Here is a 17,295-nt window from a genome sequence, read left to right on the forward strand (position 1 = left end):
TAATTTTCGAACCCGGTCGCGTGTTGGATTGCGCGCCGGGTTCTTTTTTTGTGCGGGGCGCATTTGACGCCTCCCGACCGCCGGAATAGCTTGCCCATAAACGGGGTAGGGCGAATGAAACAGATCATGTCTTTGATGGTGTTGGCGGCAATTGGCGCGGCGATCTTCGTCGGCCTGCATTGGATGGACTTGAACAAGCGCCTCCCTGATACGGTCCAGTCGATTCTTGATGAGAACGTTCCGGGGAATACGCTGAAGGTCGCATTTTTGAAGCTCCCGATCTCAGCCGCCATTCCGTATGTTGGGCCGACGAAGTCCGAGGGCTACTTCATGGTCACGCACAAGACCGGCGTCGCACTCACCGGCCAGTGCGAGTTTGAGACGATTGACTACTCTGTGCGTGATGCCGCCGACAATCGGTTCAGCGTCTCGATCGAGGGTTCGGAATTGGCGAAGATCTACGCCTGCCAATAGGGTTTCTGGTAGGGTTTCTGGTAGGGAGCAATTTTCGGGAAATGCTAAGTGCTTGTTTTGACTGGTCGGAGTGGCAGGATTTGAACCTGCGACCCCCTCGTCCCGAACGAGGTGCGCTACCAGGCTGCGCTACACTCCGTGACCAGACCGCGGGCTTATAGCCGCCACACTTCGTTCCTGCAAGCGGCAATGGCAGCCCTTCTGTCGCATTTCGTCCGCTTTCGTCGGGTAGTGCCGTAAAGCCCGGATTTCCATCCGGGATAAACGCGGCTTAAAGCCTTGTGTGCTAACCCGCTGCCTCGATAGATCGTGTTTTTGCCGCCTGGAGCTCTGCTGTCTTGCCCCCAAAAATCGTCGCCGAGGCCTGGCCCAACAGCTTCGAATTCGAAACCGCGGCGCTGATCAAGGCATCCGGTTTTCGGGAATATGATGCGCGCTGGTGGTTCGGCCATCCCGGTTCGACGGTGCCGCCGGAACTCAATCTGATCGGCGTCCAGGCGCTTGGCATGGGGCTCGGCACACTGATCCGGCGTCTCGGCGCCGGACCTGATATCGTCACCGGACATGATTTCCGTTCCTATTCGCTTGGCATCAAGCTGGCGTTGGTTTCGGGGCTGATGGCGGCCGGCGCACGGGTGAAGGACATCGGCCTGGCGCTGTCGCCGATGGCCTATTTCGCGCAGTTCGCACTGGAGACGCAGTCGGTGGCCATGGTCACCGCCTCGCACAACGAAAATGGCTGGACCGGCGTCAAGATGGGAGCGGCGCGGCCGCTGACCTTCGGGCCCGAGGAGATGAGCGCGCTGAAGGCGATCGTGCTGGCCGGCGATTTCGACCTTACAGGCGGCGGCTCCTATGATTTTGTCCGCGATTTTCGCGCCACCTATCTCGACGACCTGACCGGGGACAAGCGCATCACACGAAAGCTCAAAGTGGTCGCCGCCTGCGGCAACGGCACTGCCGGCGCCTTTGCCCCGGAAGCCTTGCAGCGCATAGGCTGCGAGGTGGTCCCGCTCGATGTCGAACTCGATCACACCTTTCCGCGCTACAATCCCAATCCGGAGGACATGCAGATGCTGCATGCCATCAGGGACAAGGTGCTGGAGACAGGTGCCGATGTCGGGCTGGGTTTCGATGGCGACGGTGATCGCTGCGGTGTCGTCGACAATGAAGGCAACGAGATCTTTGCCGACAAGGTTGGCGTCATGCTGGCGCGTGACATTTCCAGCCAATATCCGGGTTCGACCTTTGTCGTCGACGTCAAATCGACCGGATTGTTCAACACCGACACGGTGCTGCACGCCAATGGCGCCATTACCGACTACTGGAAGACCGGCCATTCCTACATCAAGCGCCGCGTTGCCGAACTCGGCGCGGTCGCCGGCTTCGAAAAGTCAGGCCACTTCTTCTTCAACCCGCCGATCGGGCGCGGCTATGACGACGGGTTGGTCACGGCAATCGCCATCTGCCATATGCTGGACCGCAACCCGGCCAGTTCGATGGCCGATCTCTACCGTGCGCTGCCGCTGACCTTCGGCACGCCCACCATGTCTCCGCACTGCGCGGACGAGGTGAAGTACGGCGTCGTCGAACGGGTGGTCTCCGATTTCCAGGCGATGAAGCGGGACGGCTCCAGTTTCGCGGGCCAGAAGATCGTGGACCTCGTCACAGTCAATGGCGTGCGCGTCGTCGCCGAGGACGGCACCTGGGGTCTGGTGCGCGCCTCGTCGAACAAGCCGGAACTGGTCGTGGTCGTCGAAAGCCCGGTCTCGTCCGAGCGTCGCCGGCAGATGTTCGATGCCGTCGACGCCGTGCTGCGCCGCAGTCCGGAAGTCGGCGCCTACAACCAGACCTTCTAGATCTATTTCAGCGTTCTGGCGCCTTGGTCGTCAGAACGCTCCAGTCGAACGCGCGCGCCCAGTCGGCAAAGCCGTGCCAGCGCACCTCCGGAAATTCCCTGTGCAAGGCGGCGATATCGACGTCGTAGCCGACGCGGTCGAACCATTCGAACATCAGCGCAGCGTCCTCGCTTTGCTGACGAGCAACCGCGATCGGTATTTCCTGATAGCGGATCGGTTGGCCGATGGCGCCGGACAGTATTGCGGCCTGTTCTTCGCCCGACAATTCGTCGCCGGCGAAATCGAAGCGCTTGCCGAACACCCGCTCCCGCCGCTCGGCCAGAGCGGCCACGAAGGCGCCGATATCCGCCAGGGCGACCAGTTGAAGCACCCGCTTGGGCGGCATCGCGAAGGCATGGATGCCTTGGTTGAGCGCACCGATCGACCACGGCGCAACGGCATTCTCCATGAAGGCCACCGGCGCGCTGATCGAATAGGGAATGCCGAGCTGCTCGATATACCGCTCGACCAGATATTTGGTTTCGAAATGCGGGATGCCTGTCTTCTTGTCGGCGTCGGCAACGGAGGAATAGATCAGGTGTCCGACGCCGGCGGCCTTCGCAGCATCGGCGGCAAGGATCCCCAGACGGGTCTCCTCCTCGAGGCCGGCTTCATAGCTGTTGCCCATCAGGAACATGGTGTCGACGCCTTTTGCGGCGCTCACGACCGAGCCCGCGTCGGCGAGATCGCCGGCTACCACCTCGGCGCCCGCCGACGCCAGTTGCCGCGCGCCCTCGCTGTCCGGTTTGCGCGTCAGTCCCTTGACGTGATGGCCTCTAGCCAACAGGGCACGCGCAACCGCGCCACCTTGCTGGCCCGTGGCGCCGGTCACAAGAACGCTTCGTTTGCTGGTCATTTCGTCTGCTCCTTCTTCTCTGTCTGGCTTGTTTGCCCGGAGCAAAATTAAGCCCTGTCCGATTGATGCATAATTGCCTATAATTGGAAAACTTTGTTCCACTTGTGAGCACAATGATTGATCTCAATGATATCGTCGTGTTTGCTCGCGTCGTCGAAGCCGGCAGCTTCACCGCCGCCGCGCGCCTGCTCGCCATACCCAAGACGACGGTCAGCCGCCGTGTCGCCGCGCTAGAACGCGAGGTCGGCGTGCGCCTGCTGCAGCGCACGACACGCAGCCTCAACCTGACGGATGCCGGGCGCTCCTATTATGAGCAGAGCAGCCAGGGACTGCGGACTATAGAGGAAGCGAATCTGCGTCTCGCGGAGGCGAGGGCAGAACCGTCGGGCACTATCCGCATTTCAGCCCCGGTAGGTTTTGGCAGCTACTTCCTCATCCGCGCCGTGGTCGACTTTCTGGCGCTGTATCCGAAGACCAACGTCGAGCTTCGCCTCACCGACGACAAGCTCAACTTGGTCGAGGACGGTATCGACCTTGCCTTCCGCACAGGCACCCTTCAGGATTCGACGCTGATCGCCCGCAAGCTCGGCGCCACGCGGAGGCTGCTCTGCGCAAGCCCCGACTATCTAACACGATACGGAACGCCGGAAAGTCCGGCGGATCTAGCGCGCCATCGATGCGTCATCGCGGGCCCATCGGCCTCAGCTGCTCACTGGGTGCTGGATGGACCACAAGGCCAGGAAACGGTCGTGGTCGCGGGGCGCTTCGCCGCCAATGAAATGCAGGCGGTGGTTGCGGCCGCGCTCGCGGGCTTCGGCATCGCCCAATTGCCCCAGGCGATGGCCGAAGGGCTGATCGATCAGGGGCGCCTGCAGCGCGTTCTCGAGGATTACACGACACCGGCCGGCGGACTGCACGTCCTCTATCCGAGCAGCCGCCACCTTTCGCCCTTGGTAAAGGCCTTTATCGAACTGGCGGCCGGGCGGATTTCCAATCGGGCAGATACCGCTTAAAAGGCGTCTGTGCTACTCAATCGACCTCCAATTCCCGAGCGCGAGACCTGAATGACCGAGCGGATCGTCAGTTTTGTCATGAGCGGCGGCGTCGGTTCTCGGCTATGGCCGTTGTCACGTGAGGACAATCCCAAGCAGTTCCACGATCTGTCGGGCGATGGTTCCATGCTGGCCAAGACCTTGCGCCGCCTGACGGCGAGAGCGGCTGGCGAGACGCCGATCTTCCTGATTGCTTCGGAGCGTCATGCCGACCGTGTCCGTGCCGACTTGGCCGGTCTCGATCTTGCCGGTGGCGGTCCCCTGTTCGAGCCCGCGGGACGCAACACCGCCGCCGCCGTCGCACTGGCGACCCTGCGCACCTTGTCGGAATTCGGCGACAGCCTGGTGCTGGTGGTGCCCTCGGACCATGAAATATCGACGGCGGGGCAATTCTGGCAAAGCATCGAAGCGGGATCGCAGGCGGCGCGCGCCGGCCGCCTGGTGGTGTTCGGCATCAGGCCGACCCAGCCGGAAACCGGTTATGGCTATATCGAGGTATCGGCCGAGAAGGGCGGGGTATTCGACGTTTCGCGCTTCGTCGAGAAGCCCGACCTTGCGACGGCCAACGACTATCTCAAGGCGGGAAATTTCTACTGGAACACCGGCATCTTCCTGTTTCGGGCCGGTGTCATGCGCGACGCGTTCGAGGCATTCCAGCCCGATATCTGGCACGCCACCGAAGCGGCCTACAAGGCGGCCACAGCGGACCTGTCCGGCCTCTATATGCCGCTGGAGCTTTACGCGGCGATCCCTTCGAACTCGATCGACTATGCCATCATGGAGCGGGCAAAAGACATAGCCATGGTGCCGGCCGGTTTCCGCTGGAACGATCTCGGCTCCTGGCAATCGCTCCTCGATGTCGGTCCCGCCGACGGCCGGGGCAATGTCGTCGTCGGCGATGTCGTCGCCATCGATTGCGAGAATTCCTATATCCGCAGCGATGGCCGCCTGCTGTCGGCGATCGGCATGAAGGACGTTGCGATCGTCTCGACCGCCGATGCCACTTTCGTTGCCCCGGTCAGTCACAGCCAGCACGTCAAGAAGATCGTCGAGCAACTCGAAAAATCGGGACGGCTGGAAACCAGATTTACGCCCGCGCATGACCGCGTCATCCAAAGCGGCGCCTGGCGGCGACGGGTGCATCACTGGCTGTTCCAGGAGACCTTGCCGTTGTGGTCGACATCAGGCGTCGACGAGCGCCATGGCGGCTTCCACGAGGCGCTGGGTTTCGACGCCAAGCCGCTCATCAAACCCAAGCGCATGCGCACCCAGGCCAGGCAGATCTATGCTTTCGCGGTTGCCAAGGAGCACGGCTGGACCGGCCCGGCCGACCGGCTGATCGCGCATGGCATCGACTTCATGGCGGGGCAGGGCCGCACCGAACGGGGCGGTTGGGTGCGCACGCTGAATGTCGATGGTTCCGTCGCCGACCCGGTCGAGGATGCCTACGATCATTCCTGCATCCTGCTGGCATTGGCGCACGCGCATATGTCGGGTAATCCCAACGCCTTGCGGCTCGGCGAAGAGACTTTCGCCTTCCTCGATGCGCATCTGGAGGACAGCCGCATGACCGGCTTCCTCGAGACATCGGACGCGACGGGCGAGCGGCGCTCCAACCCGCACATGCATCTGCTCGAAGCTTTCCTGGCCTGGCACCAGGCGACCGGCGAGCGCACGCATCTGCGTCGTGCGGCGCGCATCATCGACCTCTTCCGCAGCCATTTCTTCGACCCTGAGAGCTGGACGCTCGGCGAGTATTTCGATGCCGAATGGAAACCGGTCTCCGGAGAGAAGGGAACCTGGACCGAACCCGGCCACCACTTCGAATGGGCATCGCTGCTGGTCGATTTCGCCGATCGCAGTGGCCAGGCCGAACTGAGCGCCTTTGCCCGAAAACTCTATGCCTCGGCGATCGCCAACGGCCTCAACCGTGCCACCGGCCTTGCCTATGGGGCAGTCTCGCGGCAGGGCCTGCCGCTCGACCTGATATCGCGCAGCTGGCCGCAGGCCGAGGCGCTCAAGGCGGCGATCGCGCTGGATGGCTCGGGCGGCCCTGATCTGAAGCCGGAGATCGAGGCGCGCGTCGGCCGGTTGTTCCGCTGGCACATCGACCCGGCCCCGCTCGGTCTGTGGATCGACCGCATCGACGAGCGCGGCCGCTCGCTGGCGACCGATGTCCCCGCCAGTATCTTTTATCATTTGGTCTGCGCGTTGACACAGTATCTGGATAGGACGGCAGAGAAGGGGTGAGGCGTTGGGACAGACGGCGGCCAGTGAATTTGTGGACGTTCCGGGTGACACAACTCTCTGGAAGACTCAGGACATTCCGCCACAAAGAATTAATCTTCCATTAGAGGTCGGTGGCCATTTTCGTTGGTATTACCCGATCTTCGGAATCGCTGCCTTGTTGGCACTGTCCTCTTCGATAAAGTTCTATTCCGTTGCAGTCCAAAATTGGGAGCTCGGAAATTCACTCGACCGAATGGCGTGGGTAGCTGGAGTGGTCGGATGCCTTTTTGTCAGCGTTCTCTTTGCCGGAATGTTAGTAAGGATGATAGTCGACGCGACGAGTTCCCTCCCATTGCTCATCCTTACCAGAGAAACGCTGTGGGATAAGCGTCAGTTAGACAAGCCAATCCAATGGAGCGACGTCGAGCGTATAAGGTTTCAATCCCTCAGGGATACTACGGTCGTGTATCTGAAACTTGCGCGACCCGTGTATGTTAGGAGTGGACTGTTTCGGATGGGTGGCGCGATAAAGAGCGGCCTAAGGTCGAATATAATCGTCTTGGTGTCAGATTTGGAGCACGAGGATATCGTTGGGAAGGTGATCGTCGCCCTTGCCAAAAAAGCCGAGACCTGAATCCCGTCAATACGGGCTCACCACATCCCCCATCTCGACATAAACCGACTTCAGCTGCGAATAGAGCGCCAGCGCCGCCAGCGAGTTCTCGCGGCCGATGCCGGACTGCTTGACGCCGCCGAAGGGGATTTCGATCGGCGTCAGATTGTAGGCGTTGATCCAGCAGGTTCCGGCCTGCAACTCGGCGATGACGCGGTGGGCGCGCGGCAGGTCGCGTGTGAAAACGCCCGCGGCAAGGCCGAACTCGGTGTCGTTGGCGCGGTCGATCACCTCGTCCTCACTGTTGAATTTCAGCACGCTCATGACCGGACCGAAAATTTCTTCACGGGCGATCCGCATCGTGTCGGTGACGCCGGTGAACACCGTCGGCTCGACGAAGAAGCCGCCCTGGAGGCCCTGCAGCGACGGCACGTTGCCGCCACAGGCCAGCGTCGCCCCATCCTGCTTGCCGGACTCGACATAGCCGACGACCTTGTCTTGCTGTGCCTTGTTGACCAGTGGCCCCATCTGCGTTTCCGGATCGAGCGGATCGCCGATGCGGATTTTCTTGGTCCGTTCGACCAGCCGCTCGACAAAGCGGTCGTGAATGCCGCTCTGGACGAAGACGCGCGTGCCGTTGGAACAGATCTGGCCGGTCGAATAGAAGTTGCCGAGCATGGCGCCGCCAATGGCATTTTCGAGATCGGCATCGTCGAAGACGATCAGCGGCGACTTGCCGCCGAGTTCCATCGTCGCGTGCTTCATCTTCGAGCCGGCCAGCGACAGCACCTTGCGCCCGGTCGGCACCGAGCCGGTCACCGAGACCTTGGCGACGACATCATGGCCGACAAGCCCGGCGCCGACATCGCCATAGCCTTGCACGACGTTGAACAGCCCGTCGGGCAGGCCGGCCTCCGAGTAGATCTCGGCCAGCGCCAGCGCCGAAAGCGGCGTGTTTTCCGATGGCTTGAATACCATGGCGTTGCCCATGGCGAGCGCCGGCGCCGATTTCCAGCCGGCGATCTGGATCGGATAATTCCATGCGCCGATGCCGACGCAGACGCCAAGCGCCTCGCGGCGCGTGTAGGCGAAGGATCCGCCGAGGTCGACCGCTTCGCCGTTGAAGACGGCGACCGCGCCGGCGAAATATTCGAGGCAATCGGCTGCCGAAGGGGCGTCCGCCACCAGCGTCTCCTGGATCGCCTTCCCGGTGTCGAGCGTCTCGATGCGGGCAAGATCGGCGTTGCGGGCGCGCAAAATGTCGGCGGCACGGCGCAGAATGCGGCCACGCTCGACCGGCTTGAGCCGCGCCCAGGCAGGCTGTGCGGCGCGTGCGGCCTCGATGGCGAGTTCCAGCACGTTCGGCGTCGCCGAACGCAGCATGGCGATGGTCTCGCCTGTCGCGGGATAGATCACCGGCAGCGGCGCGCCGCCGTCGTCCTCGATATAGCGTCCGTTGACATAGTGCGAAGCCGTGGGCTGGGCGCGCATGGGAGGTCTCCAAGTCATTTCGGCCCCACGCGTCGGCTATTGGGCGGGCGGCTGTCGGGCGGCTCACTCTATCGGCGGATCATGGCCTATCTGTCAGATGCCTGCCAGCGCGGATTGATCCATGGTTCCTGGTTGGACGGCGCGAGCGGCGTACGGCCAAGGATGTGATCGGACGCCTTCTCGCCGGTCATGATCGATGGCGCGTTGAGGTTGCCGTTGGTGACGCGCGGGAAGATCGAGGAGTCGGCGACCCGCAATCCGTCGACGCCGATGACCCGGCATTCCGGATCGACGACGCTTGATTGATCATCGACGCGGCCCATTCGGCAGGTGCCGCAGGGGTGATAGGCGCTTTCGGCGTGGTCGCGAATGAACACGTCGAGATCGTCATCCGACTGGACATGGCTGCCCGGCGAGAGTTCCTGTCCGCGATAGGCATCGAAAGCCGACTGGCCGAAGATCTCGCGGGTCAGGCGGATGCAGTGGCGGAACTCCGCCCAGTCGTCCGGATGCGACATGTAGTTGAAGCGGATGACCGGCTTCGCTTTTGGATCCGGCGAGCGCAGCGTCACCGAGCCGCGCGACTTCGAGCGCATCGGCCCGACATGCGCCTGGAAGCCGTGCGACTTCGCCGCCGCCTTGCCATCGTAGCGAACCGCCGCCGGGATGAAGTGGTACTGGATGTCGGGATAGTCGACGCCTGCCTGTGAGCGCACGAAGGCGGCGGCCTCGAAATGATTGGTGGCGCCCAGGCCCGACTTGAAGAACAGCCATTGCGCCCCGATCATCGCCTTGGAGAACGGGTTCAGCACTGAATTCAGCGTGATCGGCCTGGTCGATTCCTGCTGGATGTAGAGCTCCAGATGGTCCTGCAGGTTGCCGCCGACGCCGGGCCGGTCGGCGACGACGGCAATGCCGTTTTCGCGCAAATGCCCGGCCGGGCCGATGCCGGACAGCATCAGGATCTTTGGCGAATTGATCGACGATGCCGCGACGATCACCTCGCGTCGCGCCTTAACGACCTGAATCTGTTTGTGAGCTTCGATCTCGACGCCGATGGCGCGTTGATTCTCGATGATCACCCGGCGCGCGAAACCCTTGACCAGGTTCACGTTTTTGCGCCTGAGCGCCGGCTTCAGGTAGGCTGATGCCGCCGACCAGCGGCGGCCGCCCAGAATGGTCTGCTCCATCGGGCCGAAGCCTTCCTGCTTGGCGCCATTGTAGTCGTCGGTCAGTTCAAACCCTGCCTGCCGGCCCGCTTCGACGAAGGCGCCGTAGAGCGGATTGCGGCGCGAGCCGCGCTGCACATGCAGCGGCCCACCGTGCCCGCGCCAGCCATCCTCGCCACCGTCCGAATCCTCCATGCGCTTGAAGTAGGGGAGCACGTCAGCAAAACCCCAGCCGGCGGCGCCCTGTTCTGCCCAATGGTCGAAGTCACGGGCGTGGCCGCGCACATAGACCATGCCATTGATCGAGGACGAGCCGCCGATCACCTTGCCGCGCGGCGTCGCCAGCACGCGGCCGCCCAGATGCGGCTCCGGCTCACTGGCGAACCCCCAGTCGTAGAGGCTCATGTTGAGCGGGATCGACAGCGCCGACGGCATCTGGATCAGAGGTCCGAGATCGGTGCCGCCGAATTCGATGACGATGACCGAATGCTTGCCGTCTTCAGACAGGCGATAGGCCATGGCCGAGCCGGCGGAGCCGGAGCCGATGATGACGAAATCCGCTTCAAGCATGGTTCATATGCGCCATGAAATCAGCGAGCGAAACGTTGCCGCCGGTTGCCATTACAACGACGGTCTTTCCCGCCACATCCACCTTGCCGCCGAGCAGTGCCGCCAGCGACGCCGCCCCCGACGGTTCCAGCACCAGCTTCATCCGCTCGAAAGCGATACGCATGGCGCGCCGCACCGACCGGTCGTCGACGGTGATGCCGCGGACACCCGCGGTCTTGACCGCGGCGAACGGCGCGTCGCCTGGCCGGCGCGACATCAGCCCGTCGCAGATCGACTTTGGTCCGATCGGCATGGTTTCGATGCTGCCATGCGCCAGCGAGGAACCCATGCCGTTGAACCCTTCGGGCTCGACGCCGATGATCCCGGTCGCCGGCGACAGATAGTGGAAGGCGAGCGAAACGCCGCCGATCAGCCCACCGCCGCCGACCGAGCAGAACAACAGGTCGGCGCTGGCGTCCTTGGCCGATAGCTGGTCGAGCGCTTCGAGGCCGGCACCCGCCTGGCCGGCGACGATCTCCGGATCGTCGAAAGGATGCAGCAGGGCCAGATCTTCGGTCTCCGCGATCTCGCGCGCCTTTGCGGCCGCGACTTCCTCGCGAGCCCGATCGCCATGATCGGTCAGTACGACGCGCGCGCCATAGCCTGCGGTGGCGTCCCGCTTGGCAGCCGGCGCATCGATCGGCATGACAATGGTGACCGGAATGCCGAGCGCCTGGCCGGCCGCGGCCAGCCCTTGCGCGAAATTGCCGGAGGAATAGGCGACGACGCCCTTCTTCGCCTCATCGGGCGAAAGCCGCTTCAGCCGCCAATAGGCGCCGCGAACCTTGAAGGATCCGGCCCATTGCAGCGATTCCGGCTTGATGAAGATCCGGGCTGCGCCGGTTTCCCTGGCCAGCGCCGTCGATTCCAGCAGTGGCGTGACCTGTGTCGCTTGGGAGGTGACGGCATAAGCCTGTCTGAGATGGTCGAGGGAGGGGACGAGAAGCTCTGCCATCATTCGCCTCGTGGATACCTTTTGCTCTCTTCGAGATTGTCGAGGTTCATGTGATTGCGCATGTACCGCTCGGACGCCTTCTGCAGCGGCTGGAAATCCCAGGGGTAATAGGCGCCGTTGCGCAGCGCCGGATAGACGACCCAGCGGCGTGCCTGGCTCTCGCGCACGGCGGCGTCGAAGCCGGCCATGTCCCAACGCGCCCGCACCTTTTCCATGAATGCCGCCACAAGACCCGCATTGGCCGGGTCGTCGGCCAGATTGTCCCGCTCGAGCGGATCGGTTTCGAGATCGAACAATTGCGGCGGATCGAGTTCGCAATGAACGAATTTGTATCTGCCGTCGCGGATTGCCACCAACGGCGCATAGGAGCCTTCCGCGGCATACTCGATCAACACCGGTGCCGTGCGTTGCCCGCCCTGGGTGAGCGGCAGCAGCGACTGGCCATCGGTCCACGGCGCGATCGCCCCGATATCGATGCCGGCGAGGTCACAAAGCGTTGGTGCCACGTCGAGATTGGAGACCGGCGCCTCGATCAGGCCGGCACGAATGCCCTTGCCGGCAATCATCAATGGCACCCGCGCCGAGCCTTCGAAGAAGCTCATCTTGAACCACAGGCCTCGCTCGCCGAGCATGTCGCCGTGATCCGAACAGAACAGGAGTATCGTGTCGTCGAGCATGCGCGTTCGCGTGAGAACGTCCAGGAGCTCGCCGACCTTGTCGTCGACATAGGAGATGTTGGCGAAATAGCCGCGCCGCGAACGACGCACCTGCTCGGGCGTGATCTCGAAAGAGGGATAGTCGCTGGCGTGGTACAGCCGCTGGGAATGCGTATCCTGGTCGTCGTGCGCGATGTACCCGGTTTCCGGGTCCAGCGCCTGGCAATGCTCATATAGATCCCAATACTGCTTGCGCGCGACATAGGGATCGTGCGGGTGCGACAGCGAGACGGTGAGGCACCATGGCCGATGGCCCGCATCGTCCTGTTCGCGTGAAAGCTGATAGAGCTTCTGCGACGCGAGGAACACGACCTCGTCGTCATACTCCATCTGGTTGGTGGTTTCCGCAACGCCGGCGCCGGTCACCGAACCCAGATTGTGATACCACCACTCGATGCGCTCGCCGGGCTTGCGGTAGTCCGGCGTCCAGCCGAAATCCGCCGGATAGATGTCGGTGGTCAGCCGCTCCTCGAAACCGTGCAACTGATCCGGTCCGACGAAATGCATCTTGCCCGACAGGCATGTATAGTAGCCGGCGGCACGCAGATGATGGGCGAAGGTCGGGATCGACGAGGCGAACTCGGCCGCATTGTCATAGACCCCGGTGCGCGACGGCAACTGGCCGCTCATGAACGACGCACGGCCCGGCGCGCAGAGCGGCGAGGCGGTGTAGTTGTTGGCAAAGCGCGCCGAACGAGCGGCCAGCGCTTTCAGATGCGGCGTGTGCAGGAATTCCGCCGGCCCGTCCGGGAAAAAGGTCCCGTTGAGCTGGTCGACCATGACGATCAGGAAATTAGGTCGCTTCGCTGTCACCGTTTGTGCCGTCCGCCAAGTTTGGTTTCGAGATAATCCTCGACCAGCGCGATCGCGGTCGCGGCGTCGGGCACGCCGTCCTTCAGCGCGCGCCTGATGTAGAGCCCGTCGATCATCGCAGCCGTCGCTTCCGCGGCGCGGTCGGCTTCGGTCCTGGGCAGGATACCGGTCAATCCGCTCATCAGGTTCGAATGCAGCCGCCGGGCGTAGATTCTGAGCAGCCGGCGAAGCGAGGACGATTGCTGCGCCTCGACATAGAAGGCGAGCCATGCGGCGATGGTCTCCGCCTGGAACTGGATGTCGGAAAAATTGACAGCGACCACGGCCGAGACGCGCTCGCGCGGGGAAGTGGTGGATTGGAGCGCGCGGCGCATGTCGGTGGTCAGTTCAGCCAGGATGTGCCGCATCGTCGCGAACAGCAGCTCATCCTTGGCGCCGAAATAGTGATGGGCAAGAGCCGATGACACACCGGCGCGGCCGGCAATCTCCGACATGGTCACGTCAAGCGAGCCGCGCTGACCGATCGCCGAGATCGTCGCGTCGATGAGCGCCTTACGGCGCAATGGCTCCATTCCGACTTTTGGCATGTCGTTCCCGATTTTGTACGGAGATTATTTTTTATTGACGCGTCAATCAATAAAAAAATCGCCGCTGACGCGACCTGCACCAAGCGATTGTTGCGTTGCGGCCCTTCACGGTTCGGGGAAGAATGTTTATATTTGAACAATAGACGGCGAAGCCATAGACTAGGCTGGCGCCAAGGATGGAGACCGCCATGACCGCATGCATCGTTGGCTGGGCGCATTCGCGTTTCGGCAAGCTTGAGGGCGAGACGCTCGAAAATCTGATCGTCAAGGTCGCGACGGAAGCGCTCGATCATGCCGGCATCGGTCCGGACGAGGTCGATGAGATCGTGCTTGGCCATTTCAACGCCGGCTTTTCGGCGCAGGATTTTACGGCAAGCCTGGTGCTTCAGGCCGATGACCGGCTGCGCTTCAAGCCAGCGACACGGGTCGAGAATGCTTGCGCTACCGGCTCGGCAGCGGTCAGGCAAGGCATCCGCGCCATCGACGCAAACGCCGCCCGGGTCGTTCTGGTAGTCGGCGCCGAGCAGATGACGACCACGCCCGGGCCCGAGATCGGCAAGAACCTGCTCAAGGCGTCCTATCTGCCCGAGGACGGCGACACGCCAGCCGGCTTTGCGGGCGTCTTCGGCAAGATCGCGCAGGCCTATTTCCAGCGCTATGGCGATCAGTCGGATGCGCTCGCCATGATCGCCGCCAAGAACCACAAGAACGGCGTCGACAATCCGTATGCCCAGATGCGCAAGGATTTCGGCTATGACTTCTGCCGGCAGGAGAGCGAAAAAAATCCCTTTGTCGCCGGTCCGCTGAAGCGCACGGATTGCTCGCTGGTCTCCGACGGCGCCGCCGCCCTTATCCTTGCCGACACGGCGACGGCGCTGAAGATGCGCCGCGCCGTCGCCTTCCGTGCCAACGAGCATGTGCAGGATTTCCTGCCGATGTCGAAGCGCGACATCCTGACGTTCGAAGGTTGCGAACAGGCCTGGACCCGTGCACTGAAGAACGCCGGTGTGACGCTCGACGACCTCTCCTTCGTCGAAACGCATGACTGCTTCACCATCGCCGAACTGATCGAATATGAGGCGATGGGATTGGCGAAGCCGGGTGAGGGCGCCAAATTGGCGCTGGATGGCACAACGGCAAAAGACGGCCGCCTGCCGGTCAATCCCTCAGGCGGCCTGAAGGCCAAGGGCCATCCGATCGGCGCCACCGGCGTCTCCATGCATGTCTTGACCGCCATGCAGCTTGTCGGCGAAGCCGGCGGCATCCAGGTGCCGGGCGCGAAACTCGGCGGCATCTTCAACATGGGCGGCGCGGCGGTCGCCAATTACGTTTCCATTCTCGACCGGATCAGATAGACCGCCCGCATTACAGCGCCGCGCGCCGTTTGGGGCGCGCAAACGACGCTGTAACACTTTGATTTTGCGGGAGGTGACATGACAAATCCGGTTCTGATCGAGGTTTTGCGCGGCGCCATTGTCGAGAGCGCCCATCGGGGCGCGGTCGCTGTCTTCGATGCCGATGGCAAGCCGGTCCTGGAGATCGGCGACACGTCGAAGCCGGTCTTTCCGCGTTCCGCCGTCAAGGCGATCCAGGCCCTGCCGCTTGTCGAAACGGGTGCCGCCGACGCCTATGGCTTCGGCGACCGCGAACTGGCGCTGGCCTGTGCCTCCCATTCCGGCGAGCCGGCGCATGTCGAATTGGCGCGGTCCATGCTGGCCAGGGCCGGGCTGGACGGGTCGGCGCTCGAATGCGGGACCCATTGGCCCTCGAACCATGACGCGGAGATTGCGCTCGCGCGTGCCGGCGGTTCACCAAATGCGCTGCATAACAATTGTTCCGGCAAGCATTCCGGCTTCCTCTGCACCTGCGTCCATTCAGGCATCGCCCATCGCGGCTATGTGAGGCCGGATCACGCCTTGCAGGAAATTGTGCGCGACGCCATGCAGGCAGTCACCGGCGCTGTCCACGGCCCCGACGAACGCGCGATCGACGGCTGCTCGATCCCGACCTATGCGGTACCGCTCAGGAGTTTCGCGCTCGGCTTTGCCCGCATGGCCACCGCCCACGGCTTTGGCCCAGCGCGGGCGAAGGCCGCGAAGCGCCTGCTCTCCGCCTGCATGGCTGAGCCGTTCTTCGTCGCGGGCACCGGCCGTGCGGACCTGTTGCTGATGGAAGCCGCTCCCGGTCGAATTTTTGCGAAGGGGGGAGCCGAGGGCGTCCACTGTGCCGCAATTCCGCAACTCGGCCTCGGTATCGCGGTCAAATGCGATGATGGTGCCGGGCGCGCCGGCGACGCAATCGCAGCCGCTGTACTCGCCAGGCTGCTGCGGGCGGACGAAATCTTGGCGGCGAAGCTGCTCGAACTGGCGAACGCGCCTATCGAAAGCCGGATTGGCGCCAAGGTCGGGGCGCTGAGGCCGACGCCGGCGTTGAATTGAAGGCAGCAATCAGCTGACGCGGTTGCGCCCGGCGGTCAGGTGCGCATAGCTGCTGCTGCCAGTTTGGTGAGGTCAACTGTCGCCGGCTCGGCCCGGCGCCGGCCCACAACCGCCCCGTTCGACGCGCCATACGCTGACGACGATGCCGGTGCCTGCCTTGCGGGAATCATACCGGACGCTCGACACGCCTGTTCTCTCAGCGGCAACGGCTTGCCGAGCAGCCACCCGGCGCCTAAGTTCAGGGAATGAGCAGAGCTTTTACCCGCGAAGAAGACAGCGAGAATGCCATCGCCGGCGTTGGCGAGCGGCCGATCAGCACGCATCGTAACCTGGTGACGGAGCGCGGCCTGGCGCAGATCGAGGACAATCTGGCCGATCTGCGCGATATCATGGCGAAAGCGGAGCGGAAAGCCGACCGCGAGCGCATTGCGGTCGTGTCGCGCGACCTGCGCTACTGGACCGCGCGGCGCGAGAGTGCCGAGCTTTCCGTGCCGGAGCCCGGCAGCGATGTTATCCGCTTCGGCATGGGTGTCACGCTGGAAAGTGACGACGGCAAGAAGGTGCACTGGAAGATCGTCGGCGAGGACGAAGCCAATCCAGCCAAGGGCAGCATCTCGCATGTCTCGCCGATGGCGGTCGCCTTGTTTGGCAAGAAGGTCGGCGACGTCGCCAACGTCAACGGCAAGGAGTGGGAGATCGTCAAGCTCTCGGAGAGTTAGTCTTCAAGCTTGACGACATGGTCGCGGAAGAATGCGGCGGCACCCGCTTCGTCGATCTCACCAGCAGCGACCATCATCACCAATTGGATGATCTCCTCCTGTTCGGCTTCGATGCTTAACCCGTTGAAATAGAGAAACAAGTCGGCCGCAGCGAAAGCCGTGCGCTTGTTGCCATCAACGAATGGATGGTTCTTCGCGATGCCGAAGAGATAGGCGGCGGCGAGTTCGCTTAGATCTGGCTCGCCGTATGCTTCTTTCTGCTGCGGACGTGCGAGCGCCGATTCCAGCAGGCCTTCATCGCGGATGCCCGATGCGCCGCCGTGAAGACGCAATTGCTCGGCATGCATCGCCTCCACGAACTCTCGCGAATGATGTGCGGTCATTTTGCGAGCGCGCGGTAGGCAACCTCGTATTTCTTCATCCGCTCGCGCGCTACCTTCATCTTGCGCTCGAATTCTTCGGCAGAATCTTCCAATCGGCGCAAGCGAAGCTCTTGACCTTCCTGGACGACGACCACGTTGTCGCCTGTCTTGAGGTTCAACCGATCGAGAAGCTCTTTCGGCAGAATCAGGCCGTCGGAATTGCCAATCTTGCGAATTGTGGTGTTCATGACGAAACGTCCTGTTGCAACGCTGATTATAACGAAGCCCGCTGGATGTTGCAACAGATATTATAA

At 62.8% G+C, this 17,295-nt stretch carries 16 protein-coding genes and 1 tRNA gene; 8 read left to right on the forward strand and 9 right to left on the reverse strand.

Features of this window, described 5'->3' with window-relative positions; translation table 11 throughout:
- The first annotated feature begins 114 nt into the window (after nt 1–114).
- Complete coding sequence (locus O7B34_RS13615) at nt 115–474, forward strand: hypothetical protein (protein ID WP_337146530.1); 360 nt, start codon at nt 115–117, stop codon at nt 472–474.
- 62 nt (nt 475–536) lie between these two features.
- Here O7B34_RS13615 and O7B34_RS13620 read toward each other — a convergent pair.
- Nucleotides 537–613: transfer RNA gene (locus O7B34_RS13620), tRNA-Pro, on the reverse strand.
- A gap of 199 nt (nt 614–812) precedes the next feature.
- On the opposite strand from O7B34_RS13620, the gene O7B34_RS13625 reads away from it, so the two are divergent.
- Entirely contained in the window at nt 813–2,333 is a 1,521-nt protein-coding gene (locus tag O7B34_RS13625; RefSeq protein ID WP_337146531.1) for a phosphomannomutase/phosphoglucomutase, read from the forward strand.
- A 7-nt stretch (nt 2,334–2,340) separates the two neighbouring features.
- Here the strand turns inward: O7B34_RS13625 and O7B34_RS13630 are convergent, their stop codons facing one another.
- The gene (locus tag O7B34_RS13630) at nt 2,341–3,228 is read right to left on the reverse strand and encodes an NmrA/HSCARG family protein (RefSeq protein WP_337146532.1); all 888 of its coding nucleotides are present in this window, start codon (nt 3,226–3,228) and stop codon (nt 2,341–2,343) included.
- Nucleotides 3,229–3,341: 113 nt separating this feature from the next.
- Here O7B34_RS13630 and O7B34_RS13635 point away from each other — a divergent pair, with 113 nt between their 5' ends.
- From O7B34_RS13635 to O7B34_RS13645, 3 genes are read left to right on the forward strand one after another with little or no spacing between them, the layout of a single operon-like run.
- A complete protein-coding gene (locus O7B34_RS13635; RefSeq protein WP_337146533.1) occupies nt 3,342–4,241 on the forward strand; it encodes a LysR family transcriptional regulator in 900 nt (299 codons plus the stop codon).
- Between the two features lie 51 nt (nt 4,242–4,292).
- On the forward strand, nt 4,293–6,530 hold the full coding sequence (locus O7B34_RS13640) for a mannose-1-phosphate guanylyltransferase/mannose-6-phosphate isomerase (RefSeq protein ID WP_337146534.1): 2,238 nt from the start codon (nt 4,293–4,295) through the stop codon (nt 6,528–6,530).
- A 4-nt stretch (nt 6,531–6,534) separates the two neighbouring features.
- Entirely contained in the window at nt 6,535–7,143 is a 609-nt protein-coding gene (locus O7B34_RS13645; protein WP_337146535.1) for a hypothetical protein, read from the forward strand.
- A gap of 6 nt (nt 7,144–7,149) precedes the next feature.
- Here the strand turns inward: O7B34_RS13645 and betB are convergent, their stop codons facing one another.
- The 5 genes from betB to betI all read right to left on the reverse strand — a co-directional run bounded on the left by betB (nt 7,150) and on the right by betI (nt 13,462).
- Nucleotides 7,150–8,613 carry a betaine-aldehyde dehydrogenase gene (betB, locus tag O7B34_RS13650; protein WP_337146536.1) on the reverse strand — a complete coding sequence of 488 codons (1,464 nt, stop codon included), beginning with the start codon at nt 8,611–8,613 and terminating at the stop codon, nt 7,150–7,152.
- A gap of 86 nt (nt 8,614–8,699) precedes the next feature.
- Complete coding sequence (gene betA, locus O7B34_RS13655; RefSeq protein WP_337146537.1) at nt 8,700–10,352, reverse strand: choline dehydrogenase; 1,653 nt, start codon at nt 10,350–10,352, stop codon at nt 8,700–8,702.
- Nucleotides 10,345–11,349, reverse strand: a complete 1,005-nt coding sequence (locus tag O7B34_RS13660) for a threonine/serine dehydratase (protein ID WP_337146538.1) — start codon at nt 11,347–11,349, stop codon at nt 10,345–10,347. The genes betA and O7B34_RS13660 overlap by 8 nt, the downstream gene beginning before the upstream one ends.
- A complete protein-coding gene (betC, locus tag O7B34_RS13665) occupies nt 11,346–12,875 on the reverse strand; it encodes a choline-sulfatase (RefSeq protein WP_337146539.1) in 1,530 nt (509 codons plus the stop codon). Before betC ends, O7B34_RS13660 begins: the two co-directional genes overlap by 4 nt.
- A complete protein-coding gene (betI, locus tag O7B34_RS13670; RefSeq protein WP_337146540.1) occupies nt 12,872–13,462 on the reverse strand; it encodes a choline-binding transcriptional repressor BetI in 591 nt (196 codons plus the stop codon). Before betI ends, betC begins: the two co-directional genes overlap by 4 nt.
- Nucleotides 13,463–13,650: 188 nt before the next feature.
- Between betI and O7B34_RS13675 the strand changes: the two genes are divergently transcribed.
- From O7B34_RS13675 to greA, 3 genes are all read left to right on the forward strand, one after another.
- Nucleotides 13,651–14,817 carry an acetyl-CoA acetyltransferase gene (locus tag O7B34_RS13675; protein WP_337146541.1) on the forward strand — a complete coding sequence of 389 codons (1,167 nt, stop codon included), beginning with the start codon at nt 13,651–13,653 and terminating at the stop codon, nt 14,815–14,817.
- A gap of 78 nt (nt 14,818–14,895) precedes the next feature.
- Nucleotides 14,896–15,900: an asparaginase gene (locus tag O7B34_RS13680; RefSeq protein WP_337146542.1), complete on the forward strand. Its 1,005-nt coding sequence runs from the start codon at nt 14,896–14,898 to the stop codon at nt 15,898–15,900.
- Between the two features lie 245 nt (nt 15,901–16,145).
- The gene (gene greA / locus O7B34_RS13685) at nt 16,146–16,619 is read left to right on the forward strand and encodes a transcription elongation factor GreA (protein ID WP_337107794.1); all 474 of its coding nucleotides are present in this window, start codon (nt 16,146–16,148) and stop codon (nt 16,617–16,619) included.
- Here greA and O7B34_RS13690 read toward each other — a convergent pair.
- Both O7B34_RS13690 and O7B34_RS13695 read right to left on the reverse strand, forming a co-directional pair.
- Nucleotides 16,616–17,002 carry a type II toxin-antitoxin system death-on-curing family toxin gene (locus tag O7B34_RS13690; RefSeq protein WP_140823809.1) on the reverse strand — a complete coding sequence of 129 codons (387 nt, stop codon included), beginning with the start codon at nt 17,000–17,002 and terminating at the stop codon, nt 16,616–16,618. The genes greA and O7B34_RS13690 overlap by 4 nt on opposite strands.
- Nucleotides 16,999–17,229: an AbrB/MazE/SpoVT family DNA-binding domain-containing protein gene (locus O7B34_RS13695; protein ID WP_140506122.1), complete on the reverse strand. Its 231-nt coding sequence runs from the start codon at nt 17,227–17,229 to the stop codon at nt 16,999–17,001. Before O7B34_RS13695 ends, O7B34_RS13690 begins: the two co-directional genes overlap by 4 nt.
- Between the last annotated feature and the right edge of the window lie 66 nt (nt 17,230–17,295).

This window comes from Mesorhizobium sp. Cs1299R1N3, assembly GCF_037179625.1.
Taxonomy (GTDB): domain Bacteria; phylum Pseudomonadota; class Alphaproteobacteria; order Rhizobiales; family Rhizobiaceae; genus Mesorhizobium; species Mesorhizobium salmacidum.

Coding starts and splice junctions, on each gene's coding strand:
- O7B34_RS13695 (WP_140506122.1), bottom strand. CDS start 17,229: ATGAACACCACAATTCGCAAGATTGGCAATTCCGACGGCCTGATTCTG.
- betA (WP_337146537.1), bottom strand. CDS start 10,352: ATGCTTGAAGCGGATTTCGTCATCATCGGCTCCGGCTCCGCCGGCTCG.
- O7B34_RS13675 (WP_337146541.1), top strand. CDS start 13,651: ATGACCGCATGCATCGTTGGCTGGGCGCATTCGCGTTTCGGCAAGCTT.
- O7B34_RS13615 (WP_337146530.1), top strand. CDS start 115: ATGAAACAGATCATGTCTTTGATGGTGTTGGCGGCAATTGGCGCGGCG.
- betB (WP_337146536.1), bottom strand. CDS start 8,613: ATGCGCGCCCAGCCCACGGCTTCGCACTATGTCAACGGACGCTATATC.
- O7B34_RS13640 (WP_337146534.1), top strand. CDS start 4,293: ATGACCGAGCGGATCGTCAGTTTTGTCATGAGCGGCGGCGTCGGTTCT.
- O7B34_RS13630 (WP_337146532.1), bottom strand. CDS start 3,228: ATGACCAGCAAACGAAGCGTTCTTGTGACCGGCGCCACGGGCCAGCAA.
- O7B34_RS13690 (WP_140823809.1), bottom strand. CDS start 17,002: ATGACCGCACATCATTCGCGAGAGTTCGTGGAGGCGATGCATGCCGAG.
- O7B34_RS13660 (WP_337146538.1), bottom strand. CDS start 11,349: ATGATGGCAGAGCTTCTCGTCCCCTCCCTCGACCATCTCAGACAGGCT.
- O7B34_RS13680 (WP_337146542.1), top strand. CDS start 14,896: ATGACAAATCCGGTTCTGATCGAGGTTTTGCGCGGCGCCATTGTCGAG.
- O7B34_RS13635 (WP_337146533.1), top strand. CDS start 3,342: ATGATTGATCTCAATGATATCGTCGTGTTTGCTCGCGTCGTCGAAGCC.
- betI (WP_337146540.1), bottom strand. CDS start 13,462: ATGCCAAAAGTCGGAATGGAGCCATTGCGCCGTAAGGCGCTCATCGAC.
- greA (WP_337107794.1), top strand. CDS start 16,146: ATGAGCAGAGCTTTTACCCGCGAAGAAGACAGCGAGAATGCCATCGCC.